The sequence below is a fragment of the bacterium genome (assembly GCA_016702305.1).
Taxonomy (GTDB): domain Bacteria; phylum Electryoneota; class RPQS01; order RPQS01; family RPQS01; genus JABWCQ01.
On sequence record JADJEH010000002.1, the window covers coordinates 72366 to 89949 of the forward strand.

The 17584-nt window shown below is 58.6% G+C and carries 16 protein-coding genes; 13 read left to right on the plus strand and 3 right to left on the minus strand.

Annotation, left to right across the window (positions count from 1 at the left end):
- Positions 1-343 precede the first annotated feature (343 nt).
- Positions 344-829 (minus strand): hypothetical protein, encoded by a 486-nt coding sequence (locus tag IPH10_04825; protein ID MBK6910241.1) that lies wholly within the window; start codon positions 827-829, stop codon positions 344-346.
- Positions 830-1040: 211 nt separating this feature from the next.
- Positions 1041-2138: a dienelactone hydrolase family protein gene (locus IPH10_04830; protein MBK6910242.1), complete on the minus strand. Its 1098-nt coding sequence runs from the start codon at positions 2136-2138 to the stop codon at positions 1041-1043.
- 244 nt (positions 2139-2382) lie between these two features.
- Here IPH10_04830 and IPH10_04835 point away from each other — a divergent pair, with 244 nt between their 5' ends.
- The 13 genes from IPH10_04835 to IPH10_04895 all read left to right on the plus strand — a co-directional run bounded on the left by IPH10_04835 (position 2383) and on the right by IPH10_04895 (position 16402).
- On the plus strand, positions 2383-5520 hold the full coding sequence (locus IPH10_04835; GenBank protein MBK6910243.1) for a T9SS type A sorting domain-containing protein: 3138 nt from the start codon (positions 2383-2385) through the stop codon (positions 5518-5520).
- Between the two features lie 74 nt (positions 5521-5594).
- Positions 5595-7964 carry a T9SS type A sorting domain-containing protein gene (locus IPH10_04840; protein ID MBK6910244.1) on the plus strand — a complete coding sequence of 790 codons (2370 nt, stop codon included), beginning with the start codon at positions 5595-5597 and terminating at the stop codon, positions 7962-7964.
- A 53-nt stretch (positions 7965-8017) separates the two neighbouring features.
- Positions 8018-8941 carry an ornithine carbamoyltransferase gene (gene argF, locus IPH10_04845; protein MBK6910245.1) on the plus strand — a complete coding sequence of 308 codons (924 nt, stop codon included), beginning with the start codon at positions 8018-8020 and terminating at the stop codon, positions 8939-8941.
- A gap of 127 nt (positions 8942-9068) precedes the next feature.
- Positions 9069-9701, plus strand: a complete 633-nt coding sequence (locus IPH10_04850) for a hypothetical protein (protein ID MBK6910246.1) — start codon at positions 9069-9071, stop codon at positions 9699-9701.
- Between the two features lie 100 nt (positions 9702-9801).
- A complete protein-coding gene (locus IPH10_04855; protein ID MBK6910247.1) occupies positions 9802-11013 on the plus strand; it encodes an outer membrane protein transport protein in 1212 nt (403 codons plus the stop codon).
- Positions 11014-11033: 20 nt separating this feature from the next.
- The gene (locus IPH10_04860) at positions 11034-11924 is read left to right on the plus strand and encodes a tetratricopeptide repeat protein (GenBank protein MBK6910248.1); all 891 of its coding nucleotides are present in this window, start codon (positions 11034-11036) and stop codon (positions 11922-11924) included.
- The gene (locus IPH10_04865) at positions 11921-12922 is read left to right on the plus strand and encodes an HD domain-containing protein (GenBank protein MBK6910249.1); all 1002 of its coding nucleotides are present in this window, start codon (positions 11921-11923) and stop codon (positions 12920-12922) included. Before IPH10_04860 ends, IPH10_04865 begins: the two co-directional genes overlap by 4 nt.
- Positions 12919-13215 (plus strand): hypothetical protein, encoded by a 297-nt coding sequence (locus tag IPH10_04870; protein MBK6910250.1) that lies wholly within the window; start codon positions 12919-12921, stop codon positions 13213-13215. Before IPH10_04865 ends, IPH10_04870 begins: the two co-directional genes overlap by 4 nt.
- Before the next feature lie 69 nt (positions 13216-13284).
- Complete coding sequence (eno, locus tag IPH10_04875) at positions 13285-14562, plus strand: phosphopyruvate hydratase (protein MBK6910251.1); 1278 nt, start codon at positions 13285-13287, stop codon at positions 14560-14562.
- A 6-nt stretch (positions 14563-14568) separates the two neighbouring features.
- Positions 14569-14889: a hypothetical protein gene (locus tag IPH10_04880; GenBank protein MBK6910252.1), complete on the plus strand. Its 321-nt coding sequence runs from the start codon at positions 14569-14571 to the stop codon at positions 14887-14889.
- A gap of 39 nt (positions 14890-14928) precedes the next feature.
- Positions 14929-15582 (plus strand): DUF502 domain-containing protein, encoded by a 654-nt coding sequence (locus tag IPH10_04885; protein MBK6910253.1) that lies wholly within the window; start codon positions 14929-14931, stop codon positions 15580-15582.
- 133 nt (positions 15583-15715) lie between these two features.
- Positions 15716-16006 (plus strand): hypothetical protein, encoded by a 291-nt coding sequence (locus IPH10_04890; protein ID MBK6910254.1) that lies wholly within the window; start codon positions 15716-15718, stop codon positions 16004-16006.
- Between the two features lie 42 nt (positions 16007-16048).
- Positions 16049-16402 carry a hypothetical protein gene (locus tag IPH10_04895; protein ID MBK6910255.1) on the plus strand — a complete coding sequence of 118 codons (354 nt, stop codon included), beginning with the start codon at positions 16049-16051 and terminating at the stop codon, positions 16400-16402.
- A 36-nt stretch (positions 16403-16438) separates the two neighbouring features.
- On the opposite strand, the gene IPH10_04900 is transcribed toward IPH10_04895, so the two are convergent.
- Complete coding sequence (locus IPH10_04900; protein ID MBK6910256.1) at positions 16439-17527, minus strand: AI-2E family transporter; 1089 nt, start codon at positions 17525-17527, stop codon at positions 16439-16441.
- Between the last annotated feature and the right edge of the window lie 57 nt (positions 17528-17584).

Sequence of the window (17584 nt, forward strand, 5' to 3'; positions counted from 1 at the left end):
CCGCTAATGTTTCGAAAATCGACCTCTTCGATCCTCACCGAGGCATTCGGCGGAAGCAGCAGTGCAGCGGTCGTGTCGGCGTCGCTAACTTCAGTTGCGTCAATTTGCGTACGAGTCGTACCGGTACTGTCGTTCACAATACTGCCAATAATCCAGAAGCGCAATGCCGGCGCGATGAGAACTTCTTCATACACACCTGCCTGCAATAGCAACGTATCGTTTGCGGCAACTCGGTCCAAGCCCGCCTGAACGGTAGCAACATCTTCCGGGACGCGTATTATGTTCGCCGCGGTTTGGTGCGCGGCAAGTAAGACCAGTGTGAAACTTCCGAACCAGTGCCACCTCATGGACAACTTAGTCTGGCGTAGGAGAATGTTCCATAGGCCGTGCACTGATTACTACAACAGGCCGAAGGATCGCCGCTCAAACACGGTTCAAGTCCCACCTTAAGGATGAAGCTATCTACCGACAGGTATTGTGTGCTTGCAACAACGCAGCACACTTCCGATCCGCAAAGACCGCTTGTAGAAACGGTTTGAATCAGCGCTCCGTCTCCGGCATCGCAGAGTTTTACACAGGCAACACAATTGCTACAGTCGCCTGCGTTGCAAGTGGTCCACGCCTTGATGTAGTAGACTCCGGCGCAGTTAATGGAGAACTCATTTGACGATGTGTACCCGGTTGTTCCACCGCAGGCCGAAGTTTGTCCTGTGACACACGAGGCGTCAGAAACGGTAACGGCGATACTACATCCCGGATTATCCGTCTGCGCGAATAACGCGGCGCAGAACAGAAGGTGCGTGGCGAGCAGCAAGACACGTTTCATCATTGCAACTTCCACAAAGGAAAAATGGATAAGTTGGGCCGCGCCTTGTGCCCGGCCCGGTTGCTGATATTATATCAAAAAGAAAAGCACTTTGTCAAGAGCGAAATCACTTTCACGGGCCGGGTGTTGGTCGGTGCAGTGCATTGCGCGTCATTGAACTGCAACGGGCGGCATCACTGCCGCCCGTACGCGATCTGTCAGTCCAACTAGCAGTTCAAATTTTCAACCTGCGGTCGAGGAAGCTAAGGGTGGCGCGGAACGCTTCGGCGGTGGCCATGCCGCTATATGCAGCGCCGTTCGCAGGCTCGGCGAAACCGATGTCGCCGCGGATCAAGAGTGACTCGGCGCGGACGCCTTGTTGAATGAGTCGCTTGGCCATCATCTCCGCTTGCGGTGTGGGTACGTCGGCAGCGGGTGCGGCATGGAGGAGCAAGAGGGGCGCGGCAATGCGCATCAGCAGCGAATCGTTGGGCACGGACTGCGGATACCAGGCGACGGCCACCCGGAGGCCGGGGTCTGCCGCGACGGCTTCAACCGCCATTTCTCCGCCGAAGCCGATTCCGACCACCGCGATCTTATTGGCATTCACGGAGGAGTCGGCGATCAGAAACCGCCATCCGGCACCGACGGCGGCCAGTGCATCTTGCGGGTTCACGAGATTGGCGAAGTCGCGAGCCTGGGCGACGTCCGAAGTGCGGTCGCCGCGAAACATGTCCACGGCCAGCACGCGATAGCCGCGCAAGGCCAGCGAATCGGCCATGTCGCGCACGGTTTTGGTCAGGCCGAAGCGATCGTGCAGCAGTAAGACGGCAGGATACGGATTCTGATTGGCCGGGCCGGTGAAGTACGAGTTCGCGCGGTTGTTGAGGAACTGCTTCAGATAGTGCAGGCGAACCTCCCAAAGCCTGCCGGCAGCTTCAGTGGCGGTGAAAGCACGCACGCCCGTCACGGGAATGGTATTGATCAGGTGAATTTCGGTACCACTGCCTTTGGGCGTGAACTCGAAGCGGACCGACTCGACGCCGTGGTTACCGAAGCGGGAGTATTCGAGGACTTTGCCGGGTTCCATGACTCGCATGATGCCCTCCTCGATGTGGTCCACGTCGTACGCAACGCGCCACGTGAGCTCGGGGGCGCCGCCAAAACTGGCGGACTGAGCTTCATTCCACTGTAAAAAGAGCCAGTCCTCGCAGAGCGCGCGCCAGCACTGGAGGGGTGCCGCGGTGGTCTCGATGGTGCGGATGATCTGCTCGTCGGCACGGGCCGATGCGATGCTGAGCAACACGGCGGCAATCAGGAAACGAATCGTCATAGTGAAACCTCAGTTTGAACCGTTCAATATAGTCAGAATTGGGGGAATTCTCCAGCGGTTAGGATGGTCAGTTTGTGGCAGAATGATGCACGGGGATGCGGGTTTGTAAAATCTCAAATGACAGTTAGTTACTTGCAACTGGGGCAGGGAATTCGTAAGTTTACGGACTGTAAGCGGATGCATACATTGTTGGTAAGTTATTGTTTTCTTGGTCCCTTTGATTCAGAACGAGGAGTTTTGACAGATGAAACGACCCAGCACCGCCTCTTGGGAGAGGTACATCGCACTGCTGCTTGGCACGGTCGGATTGCTGTGGAGTACGGCGAGCTTCGCGGTAGACCCGCGCAACTGGGGTCCGCCGGGACAGCCCATCCGCCAGGGCCATCACATCGAGTGGCAGCGAGCGGCAATCCGCTCGGACAACGGCTATACGCTTGTTGTGTGGTCGGACACGCGCACGGGCGATCGTGATGTTTACGCGCAATTGATCGAGCCGGACGGTGATTTTGCACCGGGCTGGCCGGTTCAGGTAGTACACTATCCGTACCGTCAAGAGGATCCGGAGCCGATTCCCGTGGACGGTGGTTTCATCGTGACGTGGATTGACTTCCGCTTCGACAGTACGGGTGACGTGTTTGCACAGAAGCTGGACTATGCCGGCAATTTGCTTTGGAATCCGGTTGGCGCGATCGTGGATACGTTCGTGAGTACGGATCAGAATTCGATGGTGAACGAAACGACGCTGCGCGGAGCGCACGACGGTTCGGGCGGTGCGGTCATCGCCTGGGAGTCGAACTTGCGCGGCGACGTCGCGGATATCTACGCAATGCGGATCAACTCAAACGGGCAGCGCGCCTGGAACGAGGTCTTGGGCGTGACGGAGAGCGTCGGTGTCCAGACCGGCATCACGGCGGACACGGATGGCCAGGGCGGGCTAATCGTCGGTTGGAATGACAACCGCGACGGCGGCAATGTCTACGCGGCGAAAATCACGAACGCGGGGACGCTGCCGTGGGGTGGCGTGGGCGGCCGCGTGGTGTGTGATTTTACGGCCCGGCAGTTGGGCTTGAAACTTTGTCCGGATTTTACCACGGGCGGCGCGTTTTTCGCGTGGCAGGATGAGCGCAACGGCTCCTCGAATGATCTATATATCCAGCGCTTCAACGGCGCGGGCGCGGCGCAATGGGCCGAAGATGGTATTCCGCTGTGCACAGCGGCGGACGATCAGCGCGGTGTGCGCGTGACGCCGAGTTTTAACGGCGGCGTACAGGACGGTTGGCTGACATGTTGGCAGGATGTGCGAGTCAACGGTTCAGTGGAAGAAGTCTTTGCGCAAAAGCTGAATCTTTCCGGCGTGCCGCAGTGGACAGAGAATGGCGTGCGGATCTGCGGTGACGCGGCGGGCGGCGGTCTGGGCGCCACGCGCGACAACAGCCGTTTGACGTCGGATTTGCAGGGTGGCGGCTTGTACGTCTGGGACGACACGCGGCTTGATCCGGGTAACATATTGCAGTACGATACGTACATGGCGCACCTGAACGCAAGTGGATCGCATGTTTGCAATGAATGCGGCGTGGCGATCCGTACGGCTGAGAATCAGCAGCAGGAAGCTCTCTTGCGCATGAGCGGCGACGGCTCGGACGTGTTCGTGATTTACGCGGACTTCTATCGCGGATCGCGTACGTTAAGCGTGGCGCAGGCGAGCATCGCCAACTGTGCGATTGAGCGGACGCAAGAGGCGATTTTCGGTTTGGATGGCGACGCGACGAATCCGACGAACATCCACATGTTTTGGGGCAATGTAGCGTTCGTGTGGGAAGACAATCGCGGCGTGAACTTCGGCAAGCAGGTGTACTACCAGGTGCTGGACACGACGTACGCCCCGACGTTTGCGCATATTCCCGCTAATGGCGCGCCGATCGCTCCCGTGAGCGCGGGCGGTTCGCGGTTTGATCAGAGCCGTCCTTACGTCTGCACGGACGGCAACAACGGCTTCTACTGCTCGTTTGAGAACTTGACGGAAGGCGTGAAGCAGATCCGCATTCAGCAGGTGGGCTGGAACGGCCAGCTCCAATGCGACCTCGCGGGCACGGTGGTGTCGGCGGCGGCCGTGGATCAGCAGGATGCACAGGTTGCGCCGGATGGTCAAGGCGGCGTGTACGTGGTGTGGTCGGGTTTTGATCCGAGCTTCCAGTTGGACGTTTATGCGATGCGGATGGGCCCGAACTGCGAGGCGCTGTGGACGGAGCCGGTGCTGCTTTCGAGTAGTACGGAATTCGACGACGCTCTGCAGGGGATCGTGGCGGACGGAAACGGCTGCGTGGTAGCGGTTTGGCAGACGGGTGATTTCGGCAACTACAATCTGCGCGGCGCGAAGGTGTGCGGCGACGGATCGGTGGCGTGGTCGGGCGACGTGTCGGCCTCACCGCGTGAGCAGACGGAAGCCTCGATTGTGGCCGACGGTCAGGGCGGCGTGTACGTCGCGTGGTCCGATTCGCGCAACCAGTTGGATGAGAAAGACGTTTACGGTCAGCATTTCAACGCGGCGGGTGAGCCGCAGTGGACGAACAACGGTTCGTTAATTGTGAACCACGATCAGGATCAGAAGATACCGCGCATGGCGGTGGACAGTCAGGGGAACGTGTTCGTGATGTGGCAGGATTTCCGCAATGGCAACAATTTGGACCTCTACGGTCAGAAGCTCTCGTCTGCCGGAACTCGTCTTTGGACGCCGTTGTCCGGCAAGCCGTTCTGCACTCGCCCGGGTGACCAGGCCGACCAGCAGTTGCTGGTGGAGTGGAGCGACGGTTTGTATATGGCGTGGGAAGACGGGCGCGCCAATCCGTTCATGGACCTGTACGGCGTGCATATCAGCCCGCAGACTCAGGTCAGCGATGCGCATTGGGGCACGCTGTCGGAGACTGAGGGCACGGGCGGCGTGATCAACAACGAGTATCAGAATCAGACACAGCCAGCGTTGGCGCATGACTATCATGGCGGCACGGTGGCCGTGTGGGTGGATTGGCGTTCGTCGGGCAAGGAACCGCTGCAGAACATCTGGGGTAACTGGATCAACGATTACACGGTGAGCGTGCGCGAACTTCCGGCGCCGCTGCCGCGTGAATACATGCTGACGCAGAACTATCCCAACCCGTTCAATCCGACGACGGAGTTCCAGTTCACGGTTCCGGCGACGGAGGCGGTGAAGATTCGCGTATTCAACACGCTGGGTCAGGAAGTTCAGACGCTGATTGATGAAGTCATGCACGCGGGCACGTACGAGGTGCGGTTTGACGCTTCGGCGTTGTCCTCGGGCGTATACTTCTATCGGATGGAGACGCCGAGTTTCCAGACGGTAAAGACGATGCAATTGGTGAAGTGATTTGACAACGATTCCCCCGCCGGGCACGCCCGGCGGGGGAACTTTTGAGTTTGAGAAAAGTGAGGTTCCGCAACATGCGCAGCATCCTGAGTAGCATTTTGGTTTTGGTGTTCGCCGGCAGTTTGTGGGCGCAGGGTTTGGATACCTGCTATCACACGTTGGACGAGGTGCACGCTTTCATCTTCGACTTGGAGAATGATTTTCCGCAGTTCGTGCAAGTGGACTCGATCGGTCATTCGCGCGGGGAGATGTTGAATCATCAGTTTCCGGTTTATGCGGTAAAGATATCGGACAACGTGGCGACGTTTGAAGACGAGCCGGTAATGCTGATCGTAGCGCATATTCACGCCGAAGAGGTTGCGGGGCTGGAGGCGACGATAAAGCTGATGCAGAAAATGGTCACGAACCAGGAACCTTATCGAACTATTCGCAATCAATCACAGCTCTATGTGATTCCGACAATGAATCCGGACGGGCTGGAGGTGATCTCGCTCGGTTTGGACAACTACTGGCGCAAGAACGGGTATATACCACCGGAACTGCATCTGGACTCATGTGTGGTTGTGCAGGGCATGGGTGAGGATTCTTGTGGTGTCGACCTTAACCGCAATTTCGATATCAATTGGATCTACGGCGACACGTTGTTTGTGCGCGAGAATGTGGAACCGTTTGACTATTTCCGCGGGCCTGCTCCGTTTTCCGAACCCGAGTCGCGCGCCGTTCGAGATTTTGCGATGCAGATCAAACCGACGACATCCATCGTTTGGCACTCGTCCCGTTCGGGCAACGTTTCGGAACGCTGTATCGTGGCGTGGCAATGGGGTGTGGACGGCAATGCGAAGTTCGCGCCGGACTGCACCGCGATCGGCATCGTCAATCGCACGTATGTTTCTAAGACGATAAAGTACCCGGGAAATCAGCCATATCTTGAGGTTATCGGCGGGACTCGCAATGGGGCGCTTCACGATTGGTTCTACCGCAACCTCGGAACGATTCAGATTCTGACGGAGACGAGTCCGCGCATTGACATTCAGCCGACGTGCGATACGCTGGCGGAACCGCCTCATCTTCCGGGATTGGCGCAGACGCTGCTGCCTCCGATGGAGTGGCTGGCGCGGCGCATGATCAACTATCCGCACACGCAGAATGACATGCTGGAGCAGGGCGCGCCGGTGCGCATCTACACGAAGAACGCCGCGACGCAGGCGGCGATATCGGCGGAGTATCGGCTGCTGGACACTTGGACGGCCATTCTGAATCCGTGGTACACGAACGACGCGTGGGGTGCCGCGACGGTTCTGCCGCCGCCGGGACAGGCGACGATTTTGGCTCGCAAAGAAGGTTTCGTCAACGATACGACCGTTGTGACGGTCAGTCCGGGCGGCGAGACGGTCTTCACGGACTTGCTCTTGCAGCCGTTGCCGTGGTATGATTTGCAGATCAGCGCGGTGAACGAGAGTGGTCAGGTGACGCCGGCCACGGTGCTGGTGGACAACGGCTTTCCGTCGGTGTACGATGTGAACGGGACACTGCAATTGTCGAAGCCGCTGGGCGTGACACATGTGCAGGTGCAGCCGCAGTCGGCCAATCAGATTGCGCGCTGGTTTCAGTTCTATCACGACCACGACACGTCGTACACGTTCCACCTGCCTGCGGGAACCGTGCGGTTCAGCGAAGATTTCAGTCAGGGTACCGGCAATTGGACGGGTGCGGGCTATAACACCGGTTGGCGGCTGGCGCAGGATACGTCCTCGACGAACTACGGCAACTGCGTACACACGAACGGCGCGAGCTATCGCGAGAACTATCCCAACAATCTGAACGCGACGTTTGCGTACAACAATACGATTAACCTGACCAACGGTAACGCGTTTCACTTGCAGTTTGACATGCGCGGCCGACTCGACATGCCGGGGGACAGTTTCCTGGTGGAAGCATCATTCAACGGCAACGATTGGCAGACGGTCCGCGGGTTCAGCTATTTAGAGCAGCCGTGGCACCGCGTCTGGTGTGATTTGAGTCCGTGGTCGGGGTACAATGTGCATCTTCGCTTCCGCTTGAAGTCGGACGCGGTACTGGGCGATTTAGGAATTCACTTTGACAACATTGCGGTGTTGGGCGGCATTGATCTGGATGCGCCGCACCAGCCGCTGCCCTATCCGTGGGAGTACGACTTGGGTTTAGCTTACCCCAATCCGTTCAATCCGACGACGACGATCACGTACGAGACGCCGAGCGCGGGGGCGGTGCAGTTTACGATCCACAATGTCCTGGGGCAGATGGTTTGGTCGTCGGTGGAGTATCCGCAGGCGCCGGGCCACTACGAATTGCGCTGGAACGGGACGACGAATAGCGGGGCGCCGCTGAGTTCCGGGCAGTACTTTGTGCAGATGCGGGTGGGTGATCGTCAGGTCGGCTCGCAGAAGTTGATGTTTTTGAAGTAATTGTCATTGGGGCTTCGAGCCCCAATTGCTCATTTCACCTTTTAGAAATTACCATGCGACAACATCGCGATTTTCTTTCCGTCACCGATTTCAGCCGTGACGAGATCATTGAAACCATCGCTCTGGCCTGCGAGTTAAAAGAACGCCGGAGCCGCAACGAACACGTGCGGCCGCTGGCGGGGCAGGTTTGGGGATTGATTTTTCACAAGCCGAGCCTGCGGACGCGGATATCGTTTGAAGTGGGTATCCACGACCTGGGCGGCAGCGTGATCTATATCACGGATAAAGAGATTGAGCTTGGCAAGCGCGAGACGATCGCCGACGCGGCGCGCGTGCTGTCGCGCTATCTGGGCGGTATCATGATCCGTACGTTCAGCCATAAGGACGTTGAAGAGCTGGCGCAGTATGCCGATATTCCGGTGATCAATGGCTTGACGGACTATTCGCATCCATGTCAGATCATGGCCGATATTCAGACGATCTATGAGAAGCTGGGCCGTTACGATGATTTCAAGATCACGTATGTGGGCGACGGGAACAACATCACGAACAGCATCATCGAACTGGCGCAGCGGTTGAATTTTGAATTGGTGATCGGGACGGCGGACGATACGCTGCCGGACGTCGCGCTGATTGAAGCGACGAATAAGCTGGGCAATTCGGTGGTGAGGATCGAGCATGATCCGGCGCGGGCCGTGCAGGGGGCGCACGTGATCTACACGGATGTGTGGGCCTCGATGGGGCAAAAGGATCAGGCCGACGAAAAGGCGCGCAAATTGCGTCCGTTCCAGGTGAATGAGCAACTGGTGTCGCATGCCGACAAGAATTGCGTCGTTCTGCACTGTTTACCAGCCGAGCGGGGCAAGGAAATCACGGATGGCGTGATGGACGGTCCGCACAGTGTGGTGTTTGATCAGGCGGAGAATCGTCTGCACGCGCAGAAGGCCGTGATGACGATTCTGATGGAGAAGAAATAGTTCGCAATGGGCGCGGGGCACGTGCAGATACGTGCGGTCGCGCCAGAGTGAATCAGGCCCAAGTGCCGCGTTTGTTTGACCGCATTCCCCCCGGATGACGGGGCGACTGAGATAGCAAGGACAGATTATGAAAGCCCGTACTCTACTACTGCTGTGCGCCTTAGGACTGGTGATTGTGTCCACAGGCTGCTATACGAAACTTTACCGCCAGGGGATGGAGGACATGGGACCGTATTCGTCGAATTCGCTGTACAATCGCTATGACTCGACGGCGATTGACACGACATTGACGAAGCCGGAAATCGTGGACGTCTATCCGAATAACGGATACTACGACAATAACGGCTGGTCTTATTGGGGCCGTCCGCGCGGCTATACGCGCTGGGGTTTTGATTTTGACCGCTTTTCGCCGAACTACTACTGGTCGTACTACGGCTACTACGATTACTACTCTCGTCCGTGGTGGCAAGACTGGAATCGCAACCCGTGGTGGGGACCGAGCGTGCCGGGCGCGCCAGGTGAGCCGCCGTCACAGCGACCGGGCCGTCGCTCCAACGACGCAACCCCGCCGCCGGCGAATTTGGGCGGCTATGGTGGTGGCGGTGCGATCTATGCTCCGAATCCAACGCCGACGACGCCGGGCAATCCGCCGCCGCCGGAAGTGAAACAGCCGATTGGACCGGCGGTGAAGAATCCGCCCGCACCGACTCCGCCTGTGGAAGACAATACGCAGAAGCGCAACGGCCGTCGTCGCAAATAGCACGCGGACGGGTGGCAGGCAGACGGCAGAGCGCCGCCGGGCAAGATTCCGGACGGCTTGTGTGCGATTCCAATAACAGAGTTGCGAGTTTAGAAATACCATGAAGCGCATTTACATACTACTCCTCACGCTCGTGACGACGGCGGCCTTCGCTCAGGATGAAATTCCCGAGCGGCTGCTCTTGACGAGCGGTCAGCACCTCGGGACCGGCGCACGGGCGTTGGGCATGGGCGGCACCTACACGGGCGTCGCCGACGATTACGCGGCGATTTGGTGGAATCCGGCGGGTCTTGCGCAGATCAAGAGAATTGAAGTTCAGGGCACGTTGCTGCGCACGGGTTACAGCAACGACGCGAGCTACTTTGGCCGCGCGGTCGAAGGCTCGACTGATGCCATGCGGCTCAACAATATCGGCGTGGTCTTTCCTGTGCCGGTGTATCAGGGGGCACTCAGCTTCGCGTTCGGCTATTCACAAGTCGTGGATTTCGAGCGGCGGGCGCAGGTGTCCAGCGGTGCCTCGGGTCAAGCGTGGGACGATTTTGACGAACTCGAAAGCGGTCGGCTTGGCCAGTGGGCTTTTGCGACGGCAGTGGATGTTTCGCCTAATCTGTCCGTCGGCGCAGCGCTGAACTACTGGACGGGCTCGGATGACTACTCGCTGTTGGGTGACTATGTGGAAGCGGGCACTCCAATCTCGACTGAGCAGACGCTGTTCACGGAGCTGTCGGGCTGGAATTTCAACCTGGGCGGTATGTACCGTCCGGGCCAGATGGTGCGCATCGGCGCAGCGGCCTCGACACCGTTCTCGATGAAGCTGGAGGAAGATTGGAATTTCGACGGCGACAACGGCTACTATGACTATCGCATGACGTTTCCGTGGATTTGGCGGCTGGGCGCAAGCGTTGCTCCGGGACGTTGGATGGTCGCGGCGGATCTGGAATACCGGGATTGGAAGTCGCTGGAGTTTCGCGACAGCACGCCGTTCAGCGGTTTGACGCGCGCCGAGGCGAATCGTCAGATTCGTGATACATACAAGAGTACGACGCGGTTGTCATTAGGCGGGGAGTATCTGTTTCCGGCCTACGGTCTGCGTGGCCGCGCGGGCTACAGCATGGATCCGTCGAATTTCAAAGATGCGGGTAGCGACGCCGACAAGGGCGTGATCTCGCTGGGCATGGGCGTGCTGATTGACCGTTCAATGATGCTCGACGTGACGTGGCGTACGGCGTCGTACACGGAAAACGTGACCGACGGACTGACGGAAGATATCCGCAGTTCACAGGCCCTGTTCACGCTCAGTTATCGCATGTAACTTTGGGAGGTCGGCGCGGCATGATGGCTGTGTTCACGACGGTTCTGCTGCTCTGCACTGCGGCTTGGGCGACTCGACCGGAAGGAGTGCTCACGGGCCATCCGTGGGCCAAGGCTGCACAAGAGGCAATTGACGGCGAGCGCTTCGATGAAGCGCTCGTTTTGTTGCGGGTGGATTTGAAGACTCCACAGGATTTCATTTGGAATGACTATCTGCGCGGCCAGGCGATGATTGGTCTGGGTAAACTCGACTCGGCGGACGCACTGTTCGGCGCGGCACGCACGAAGTGTCTTGAGATTGCCGATGCGGCGGAGCGCGGGCGTTTGGAGTCGCGTGTCATGCGCAAGCAGGGATTGGCGCTGCGGGAACGGCTCGACTACGACGGATCTCGCAAACTGCACTTTGAAGCCCTGGATTTGGCGCAGCGCTACGGTTCACTGGAAGAAGAACACGACTGTCTAATCAGCATAGACGTGGACTGCTGGCACATGCAGGATTGGGCGGAGTCGGAACGCATTCTCCGGCAGAGTTTGGAGACAGCCGCGCAAATTACAGAGCCGATGGCGCGGACGCGGGCGCAGGCGACGAGTCAGAATAATCTGGCGGGAACGCTGGCCAAGCTGCACAACTTTGAGGAGGCGGTCGAGCGCGGCCAGACGGCGTTGACGCTGTGGGGTGAATGGGAAGCGATGACGGGTAATCACGGTGATTTTCGTGTGGGGTGGGCGCACTACGGTTTGGCGGATATTTACATCACGTGGGCCGGCACGATGCAAGACGCTCTGGAAGCCTCCAACAAACGCGGTATGGCGAAATACGAGCTTATGATTGCGCACGTTATCGGGCGCGACACAGGCCAGCCGCAGAAGATATTTGACGAGATTGACCGGCGCATGGTGGAGTGCCAATGACGGTGACGCTGGCGACGACGCCGGAATTGCGGGTGGTGCGCGACTACGCGGCGAACGATCAACTGCAGGGGTTTTACCTGCTTTCGCGAATTGAGACGCGGCCCAAGAAGAACGGCGAGCTGTTTCTTCTGGTCGAGCTGATGGACAGCACGGGCAAGCTTGACGGCAAGATGTGGGAGAATTTTGAGGACGCGGCGGCGGGGCTGCGGGCTGGCGACGCCGTGTTTGCGGACGGGCGGATAGATTTTTTCAACAAGCAGCAGAGCGTGACGCTGCACACACTGCGCAAGGCGAGCGAACAGGAAGTGCCTGACCGCCGGGCGTTTCTGCCGCACTCGGCGCTGTCGGCGACGCAGGCGAACGAGCGCTTAATGGGCTGGATCGAATCCGTGCAGGAGCCGCACCTGCGGGCGCTGCTCGATGCGATTTTTGACGACCCCACGCTGCGCCGACGATTCCTCGATGCGCCGGGCGGAAAGAGCTGGCATCACGCCACGGTAGGCGGCTTGGCGGAGCACACGCTTTCGATGGTGGCGCTGGCGGACGGGATTGCCGGGCACTATCCGCTCGTGCATCGCGATCTCTTGGTGACAGGCACGCTGCTGCATGATATCGGCAAGACGGCCGAGCTTTCGTGGGACCTGATGCTGGACTACACGAGCGAAGGGCGGCTGATCGGTCACATCACGCAAGGCGTGTTGTTAGTGGAGGACAAGCTGCGCGGCCTGGCCGAGTTCCCGGCGGAGATGCGGCGGCAATTGCTGCATTTGATTCTGTCCCATCAGGGTGACGGTGAAAAGGGCTCGCCTGTAAAGCCGATGACGCTCGAGGCGCTGGCTTTACACTATCTTGACGAGTTAGACAGCAGGCTGAACGCTTTTGGGCAGGTGCGCGCACGGACGCCCGAGGGGCAGGCTCTCTCGGACTATCAGCGGTTGATGGAGCGTTATTTCTATTTTAGATCTCCGGACGAACCTACGGACGAGGAGGGGCAATGAGTGACGCAGTGAAATCGTATTCCGAATGGGTGTCGCTGCCGCCGTTGAACGGCGGGGTATGGGTGGCCATGGTGACGGAGGTTTTGGATGGGGAAGGGATTCCGAATCTTGTGAAGACGGACCTTTCGAGCGGCGGTCTGGGCGTGGTGACCGGGACGGATACGCTGGGGAAGTCATGGCGGATTCAGGTGCCGCTGGAGTTCCTGGCCCGGGCGCTGGAGATTCACGAGTCAATTCTGGGCGGGGACAATGCGACGGAACCGGCGGAGGAGACCGACGATCCGGCCGAATAGGGTGTCTTGCGCATGCGACCGCGAGTTTGTATATTGGTTTGATTCCGCTAACATTTTACCGATAAGAACATGTCAGAAATAGCCAGTATTTACGCGCGCGAGGTGCTTGATTCTCGCGGCAATCCGACGGTAGAAGTAGAAGTCATGTTGGAAGACGGCGCATTCGGCCGGGCGATTGTGCCATCAGGCGCTTCGACGGGCGAGCATGAGGCGCTGGAGTTGCGCGACGGTGACGAGAACCGGTATCTGGGCAAAGGCGTGCTGGATGCGGTGGCGAACGTCAATGAGAAGATCGCTGAAGAGCTGATCGGCATGGACGCGGTCTACCAGCAGGAAGTGGACGCGGTAATGCTTGAGATGGACGGCACGGAGAACAAGAGCAAGTTGGGCGCGAACGCGATATTGGCCGTGAGCCTGGCGACGGCGCGGGCGGCGGCGGACTCCGTGAACCTGCCTCTGTACATGTATCTGGGCGGCGTGGGTGCGAAGATTCTGCCGGTGCCGTTCATGAACGTCATCAACGGCGGTGCGCACGCGGACAACCCGTTGGACTTTCAGGAATTCATGATCGTGCCGCGCGGCTTCGAGACGTTCAGCGAGTCGCTGCGCGCGGGAGTCGAGACGTTTCACCACCTGAAGAAGGTACTGAAGAAGAAGGGTCATTCAACGAACGTGGGCGACGAGGGCGGCTTCGCGCCGAACTTGCAGTCGCACCGTGAAGCGCTCGACGCGATATTGTCGGCGATAGAATCCGCAGGTTACAAGCCCGGCGAGCATATTTTCGTGGCCTTGGATTGCGCGGCTTCGGAGTTTCATGATCGTAAGACGGGCAAGTACAATCTTGCCTGCGAAGGCAAGCTGCTCGGCGCTCAGGAAATGACGGATTACTATTCGCAACTGTGCCGCGACTATCCGATCATCTCGATTGAAGACGGTCTGGGCGAAAGCGACTGGGACGGCTGGAAGCACCTGACGAAGACGCTGGGCAAGCAGGTTCAGCTCGTGGGCGACGATCTGTTTGTGACGCAAGTGGCGACACTGCAGAAGGGTATTCAGCAGGGCGTGGCCAACTCGATTCTGATCAAGCTCAATCAAGTGGGTTCGCTGTCGGAAACGTTGGACACGATTGATCTGGCGCGCCGCCATGCATACACGCAGATGGTTTCCCACCGTTCAGGCGAGAGCGAAGACACGACGATAGCGGATCTGGCCGTGGCGTGCGGCTGCGGGATGATCAAGACGGGCAGCGCATCGCGCACGGACCGGATGGCAAAATACAATCAACTTCTGCGCATTGAGGACGATCTCGGCGACGAGGCGTTGTTCTTCGGCGCAATGTGGAAGTAAACGATCATGGCCGATTGGCGCAAGATCGGGCGCGTTGGTCTTTACTCGGTAACGGGCGCGAGTCTGCTTGCGTTTGGGGTGTGGTACTACTTCGGCACGGGCGGAGTCCGGGACGCGAACGCGCTGCGGGCCACGTTTGCGCGGCAGCAATTGGTGCTTCAGCAGCGGGAATTGCAGAAGCATGAGCTGAACACCTATCTTACGGCGGTGCAGCGTGAAGACGAGGCGGCGCTGGAATTGGCGGCGCGGCGTTACGGGCTGGTTGGTGAGAACGAATTTCTGTGGAAGGTTGTGCCTGAGCCTGCCGACACCACATTGAAACCATAACGTAAACCGCCCGCTTGCCGCGGGCGGTTTTGGTTCACAATGACAACAATTACCAACGCACCGAAACCGAGCGCGGCCGCGCGCTTCAGACGGGCCTTCTTCACGGGGCTGCTTGTGCTTGCTCCGTTGTGGTTGACGGGTTACATTCTTCTGATCGTCGTGCGATTGCTGGGCGGCATGCTATCGCCGCTCGTGCAGCGGGTACTGGAAACGAGTTTGCAGCTCGATCCCGAGTCCGCGGCGGTGAAGTTCATTTCGGACCTCACGGCGTTTGTGGCGACTGTTCTGTTCATCGCGTTGATCGGCGTGATCGTCAACCGCGTGGTAGGCAAGCGGCTGTTTAAGGTGCTCGATCTTATGCTCAGCCGCGTGCCCGTTGTCCGCGAGATTTATGACGCAGTGCGCAAGTTCATTCAGGTGTTTTTCGGCGATAAGTCGAGCTTTCGCGGTGTGGTGGCCGTGCGCTACCCGAGCGATCAGTCATATGTGATCGGATTCGTGACGTCGGAGAGCAGTCTTGTGAATGGCGAGCGCATGCTGCACGTGTTTGTGCCGCTGGCTCCCGCGCCGACGCAGGGGATTCTGTTTATCCTGGCGGAGTCGAGCACGATCAGGCTCGATATGACCGTGGACGAAGCGATCAAGATGATCGTCTCGGGCGGTGCGATAACGCCGGAGCGGTTCGCGGTTTAGCACGATATGCATTCAGCAAGAACGCCCGGGCACTGCCGGGCGTTTTCTTTTTGGGAACCTCACGAAACACTGGAACCCGGCGATTGTCGCGGCGGTAAAAAGAGCGTCGCGTCACAAATAAGCAGGAGGTTTCATGAGGATTGGGGAAAAGCTGTTTGGGGTTGGCTTGACGGGAATTCTGTTGTTGTGGGGGTGCGCGGAAACACCGCGCCCGCCGATTGCGGAGAATCGGCCCATGAGCTTCGTTGATCGGCAGGGTGGCCAGGAGAGTGCAAGAAGAGACACAGTGAACAACCCGTTTCCGTACATGCGCATGGCGGACGGACAGATGACGCTGAACGACCGCTGTCCAGTGCGGCAGGTTCCGCTCAACTTACGGTTGCCCGCGGTGTACGTCAATGGGAGACCGGTGGGATTCTGTTGAACGCCGTGTCAGAAGGTCTTCGTTGGAGACCCTTCCGAGTACTTGACCGCTCTAAACATTTCGGTTGATTGTCCGGTGCGAACAGGCATACCGGCGCTTGTGGACGATTCGCACCGCATTTCAATCGGCTATGAGACATTCTTCGTATCGTCTGACGATGCGAAGCGGCGCTTCATGCAAGACGTGCCGAAATACTGCGGGGTGCTGACCGATCCGGTGACGAAGACGCGCTTCTATCCGGATGACGAATCGCCTCACCGATTCCATCGTGATCGCGAATACTATTTCCAATCGGATTCAACGGAGCAGGTGTTCGCGATGATGCCGATGGAGTATGAGGATCCGGCGTACAAAATGCTGCCGAAGAGCGATTCGACAGCGACCGTCCAAGGCTAAACAGAAACGCCCGGTGCAAGCCGGGCGTTTTCATATTCACTCCGCTGCGGTAGCGGGCGGCGGCGCATTGGACTCAATATAAAACTCGACCAACGCTTTGAGCAAACCGGCGATGACCGGGCCGACCAAGAATCCCCAGAAGCCGAAGACAGCGATACCTCCAAGCGTCGTCAAGAACACCACGAGCTCGTGCAATTGCGCAGCGCGGCCCACGAGATAGGGACGCATCAGATTGTCCACGTTGGCGATGACGATCCAACTCCACAGCAGCAGCCCGACGCCCCACCAAACCTTTCCCGCGATAATCAGGAACAATGCGGCGGGGATCATGATAATTTGCGCGCCGACGACCGGAATGACCGTCGAGAAGACCAGCAACACGGTCCAGAAAAACGGCGAGGGAATGCCGCAGAGCCACATGCCCAGACCGCCGAGAATGCCTTGCACAGTGCCGATAATGCCGAGCGCTTTTAGCGACGTGATCGAAGTGACAAAGAAGTTGTTAAACAGCTTGTCGGTCTCGTGATCGTCGAGCGGCAGGACGCGCTTGATCCAGTCAAAAAAGCGCGGGCCGTCAATGTAGCAGAAGAAAAGCGTGTAGAGCATGATGAAGACTTGCAGGATCGCGCTGGCGATTCCGCCGGCGGTCTTCTGCATGACTTCGACCATGTACTCAGCGGCCGTCCCCGAAAATTCCTCGAGCTTTATCAAGAGCAACGAAGGATCGAACTCATAGCCGAACAGACTGGGGTTCTCGCCGGACGTGAAGCGCGTGACGATGCGCTCGATGTTGGGTTTGAGATGTTCGAAGAACTGATAGCCCTGCTGAGTGAGGTTGACCGCGTCGTTAACCATCAGCGAGAGGATGGTGGCGACAGGTGCAACGACAACGATCAGCAGCGCCAGCACCGAGAGCACGGCGGCGACGTTGGCACGGCCCCGCGTGAGTTTCAGCAGGCGTTCGAAGAGGCCGCGCGACATGGCCCACAGGATGAAGCCGCCAATAACGCCGAGCAGGAGCGACGAGACGACATACACGAACACAGCCATTAGCGCGAGCATGGTGATCGTGATGAAGCGCTTGCGCACGATGGCGGCGTGTTGTGCGGCGGTAGGTTCGGTCATAGGTAGAGGGTTCGTGAGCAATTCGCCCCGTCTCTTTCGGAGACGGGGCGAAGTAGA

Excerpts from the sequence above, each read along its gene's own strand:
- IPH10_04825 (MBK6910241.1), bottom strand. The coding sequence starts at position 829 with ATGATGAAACGTGTCTTGCTGCTCGCCACGCACCTTCTGTTCTGCGCC.
- IPH10_04830 (MBK6910242.1), bottom strand. The coding sequence starts at position 2,138 with ATGACGATTCGTTTCCTGATTGCCGCCGTGTTGCTCAGCATCGCATCG.
- IPH10_04835 (MBK6910243.1), top strand. The coding sequence starts at position 2,383 with ATGAAACGACCCAGCACCGCCTCTTGGGAGAGGTACATCGCACTGCTG.
- IPH10_04840 (MBK6910244.1), top strand. The coding sequence starts at position 5,595 with ATGCGCAGCATCCTGAGTAGCATTTTGGTTTTGGTGTTCGCCGGCAGT.
- argF (MBK6910245.1), top strand. The coding sequence starts at position 8,018 with ATGCGACAACATCGCGATTTTCTTTCCGTCACCGATTTCAGCCGTGAC.
- IPH10_04850 (MBK6910246.1), top strand. The coding sequence starts at position 9,069 with ATGAAAGCCCGTACTCTACTACTGCTGTGCGCCTTAGGACTGGTGATT.
- IPH10_04855 (MBK6910247.1), top strand. The coding sequence starts at position 9,802 with ATGAAGCGCATTTACATACTACTCCTCACGCTCGTGACGACGGCGGCC.
- IPH10_04860 (MBK6910248.1), top strand. The coding sequence starts at position 11,034 with ATGATGGCTGTGTTCACGACGGTTCTGCTGCTCTGCACTGCGGCTTGG.
- IPH10_04865 (MBK6910249.1), top strand. The coding sequence starts at position 11,921 with ATGACGGTGACGCTGGCGACGACGCCGGAATTGCGGGTGGTGCGCGAC.
- IPH10_04870 (MBK6910250.1), top strand. The coding sequence starts at position 12,919 with ATGAGTGACGCAGTGAAATCGTATTCCGAATGGGTGTCGCTGCCGCCG.
- eno (MBK6910251.1), top strand. The coding sequence starts at position 13,285 with ATGTCAGAAATAGCCAGTATTTACGCGCGCGAGGTGCTTGATTCTCGC.
- IPH10_04880 (MBK6910252.1), top strand. The coding sequence starts at position 14,569 with ATGGCCGATTGGCGCAAGATCGGGCGCGTTGGTCTTTACTCGGTAACG.
- IPH10_04885 (MBK6910253.1), top strand. The coding sequence starts at position 14,929 with ATGACAACAATTACCAACGCACCGAAACCGAGCGCGGCCGCGCGCTTC.
- IPH10_04890 (MBK6910254.1), top strand. The coding sequence starts at position 15,716 with ATGAGGATTGGGGAAAAGCTGTTTGGGGTTGGCTTGACGGGAATTCTG.
- IPH10_04900 (MBK6910256.1), bottom strand. The coding sequence starts at position 17,527 with ATGACCGAACCTACCGCCGCACAACACGCCGCCATCGTGCGCAAGCGC.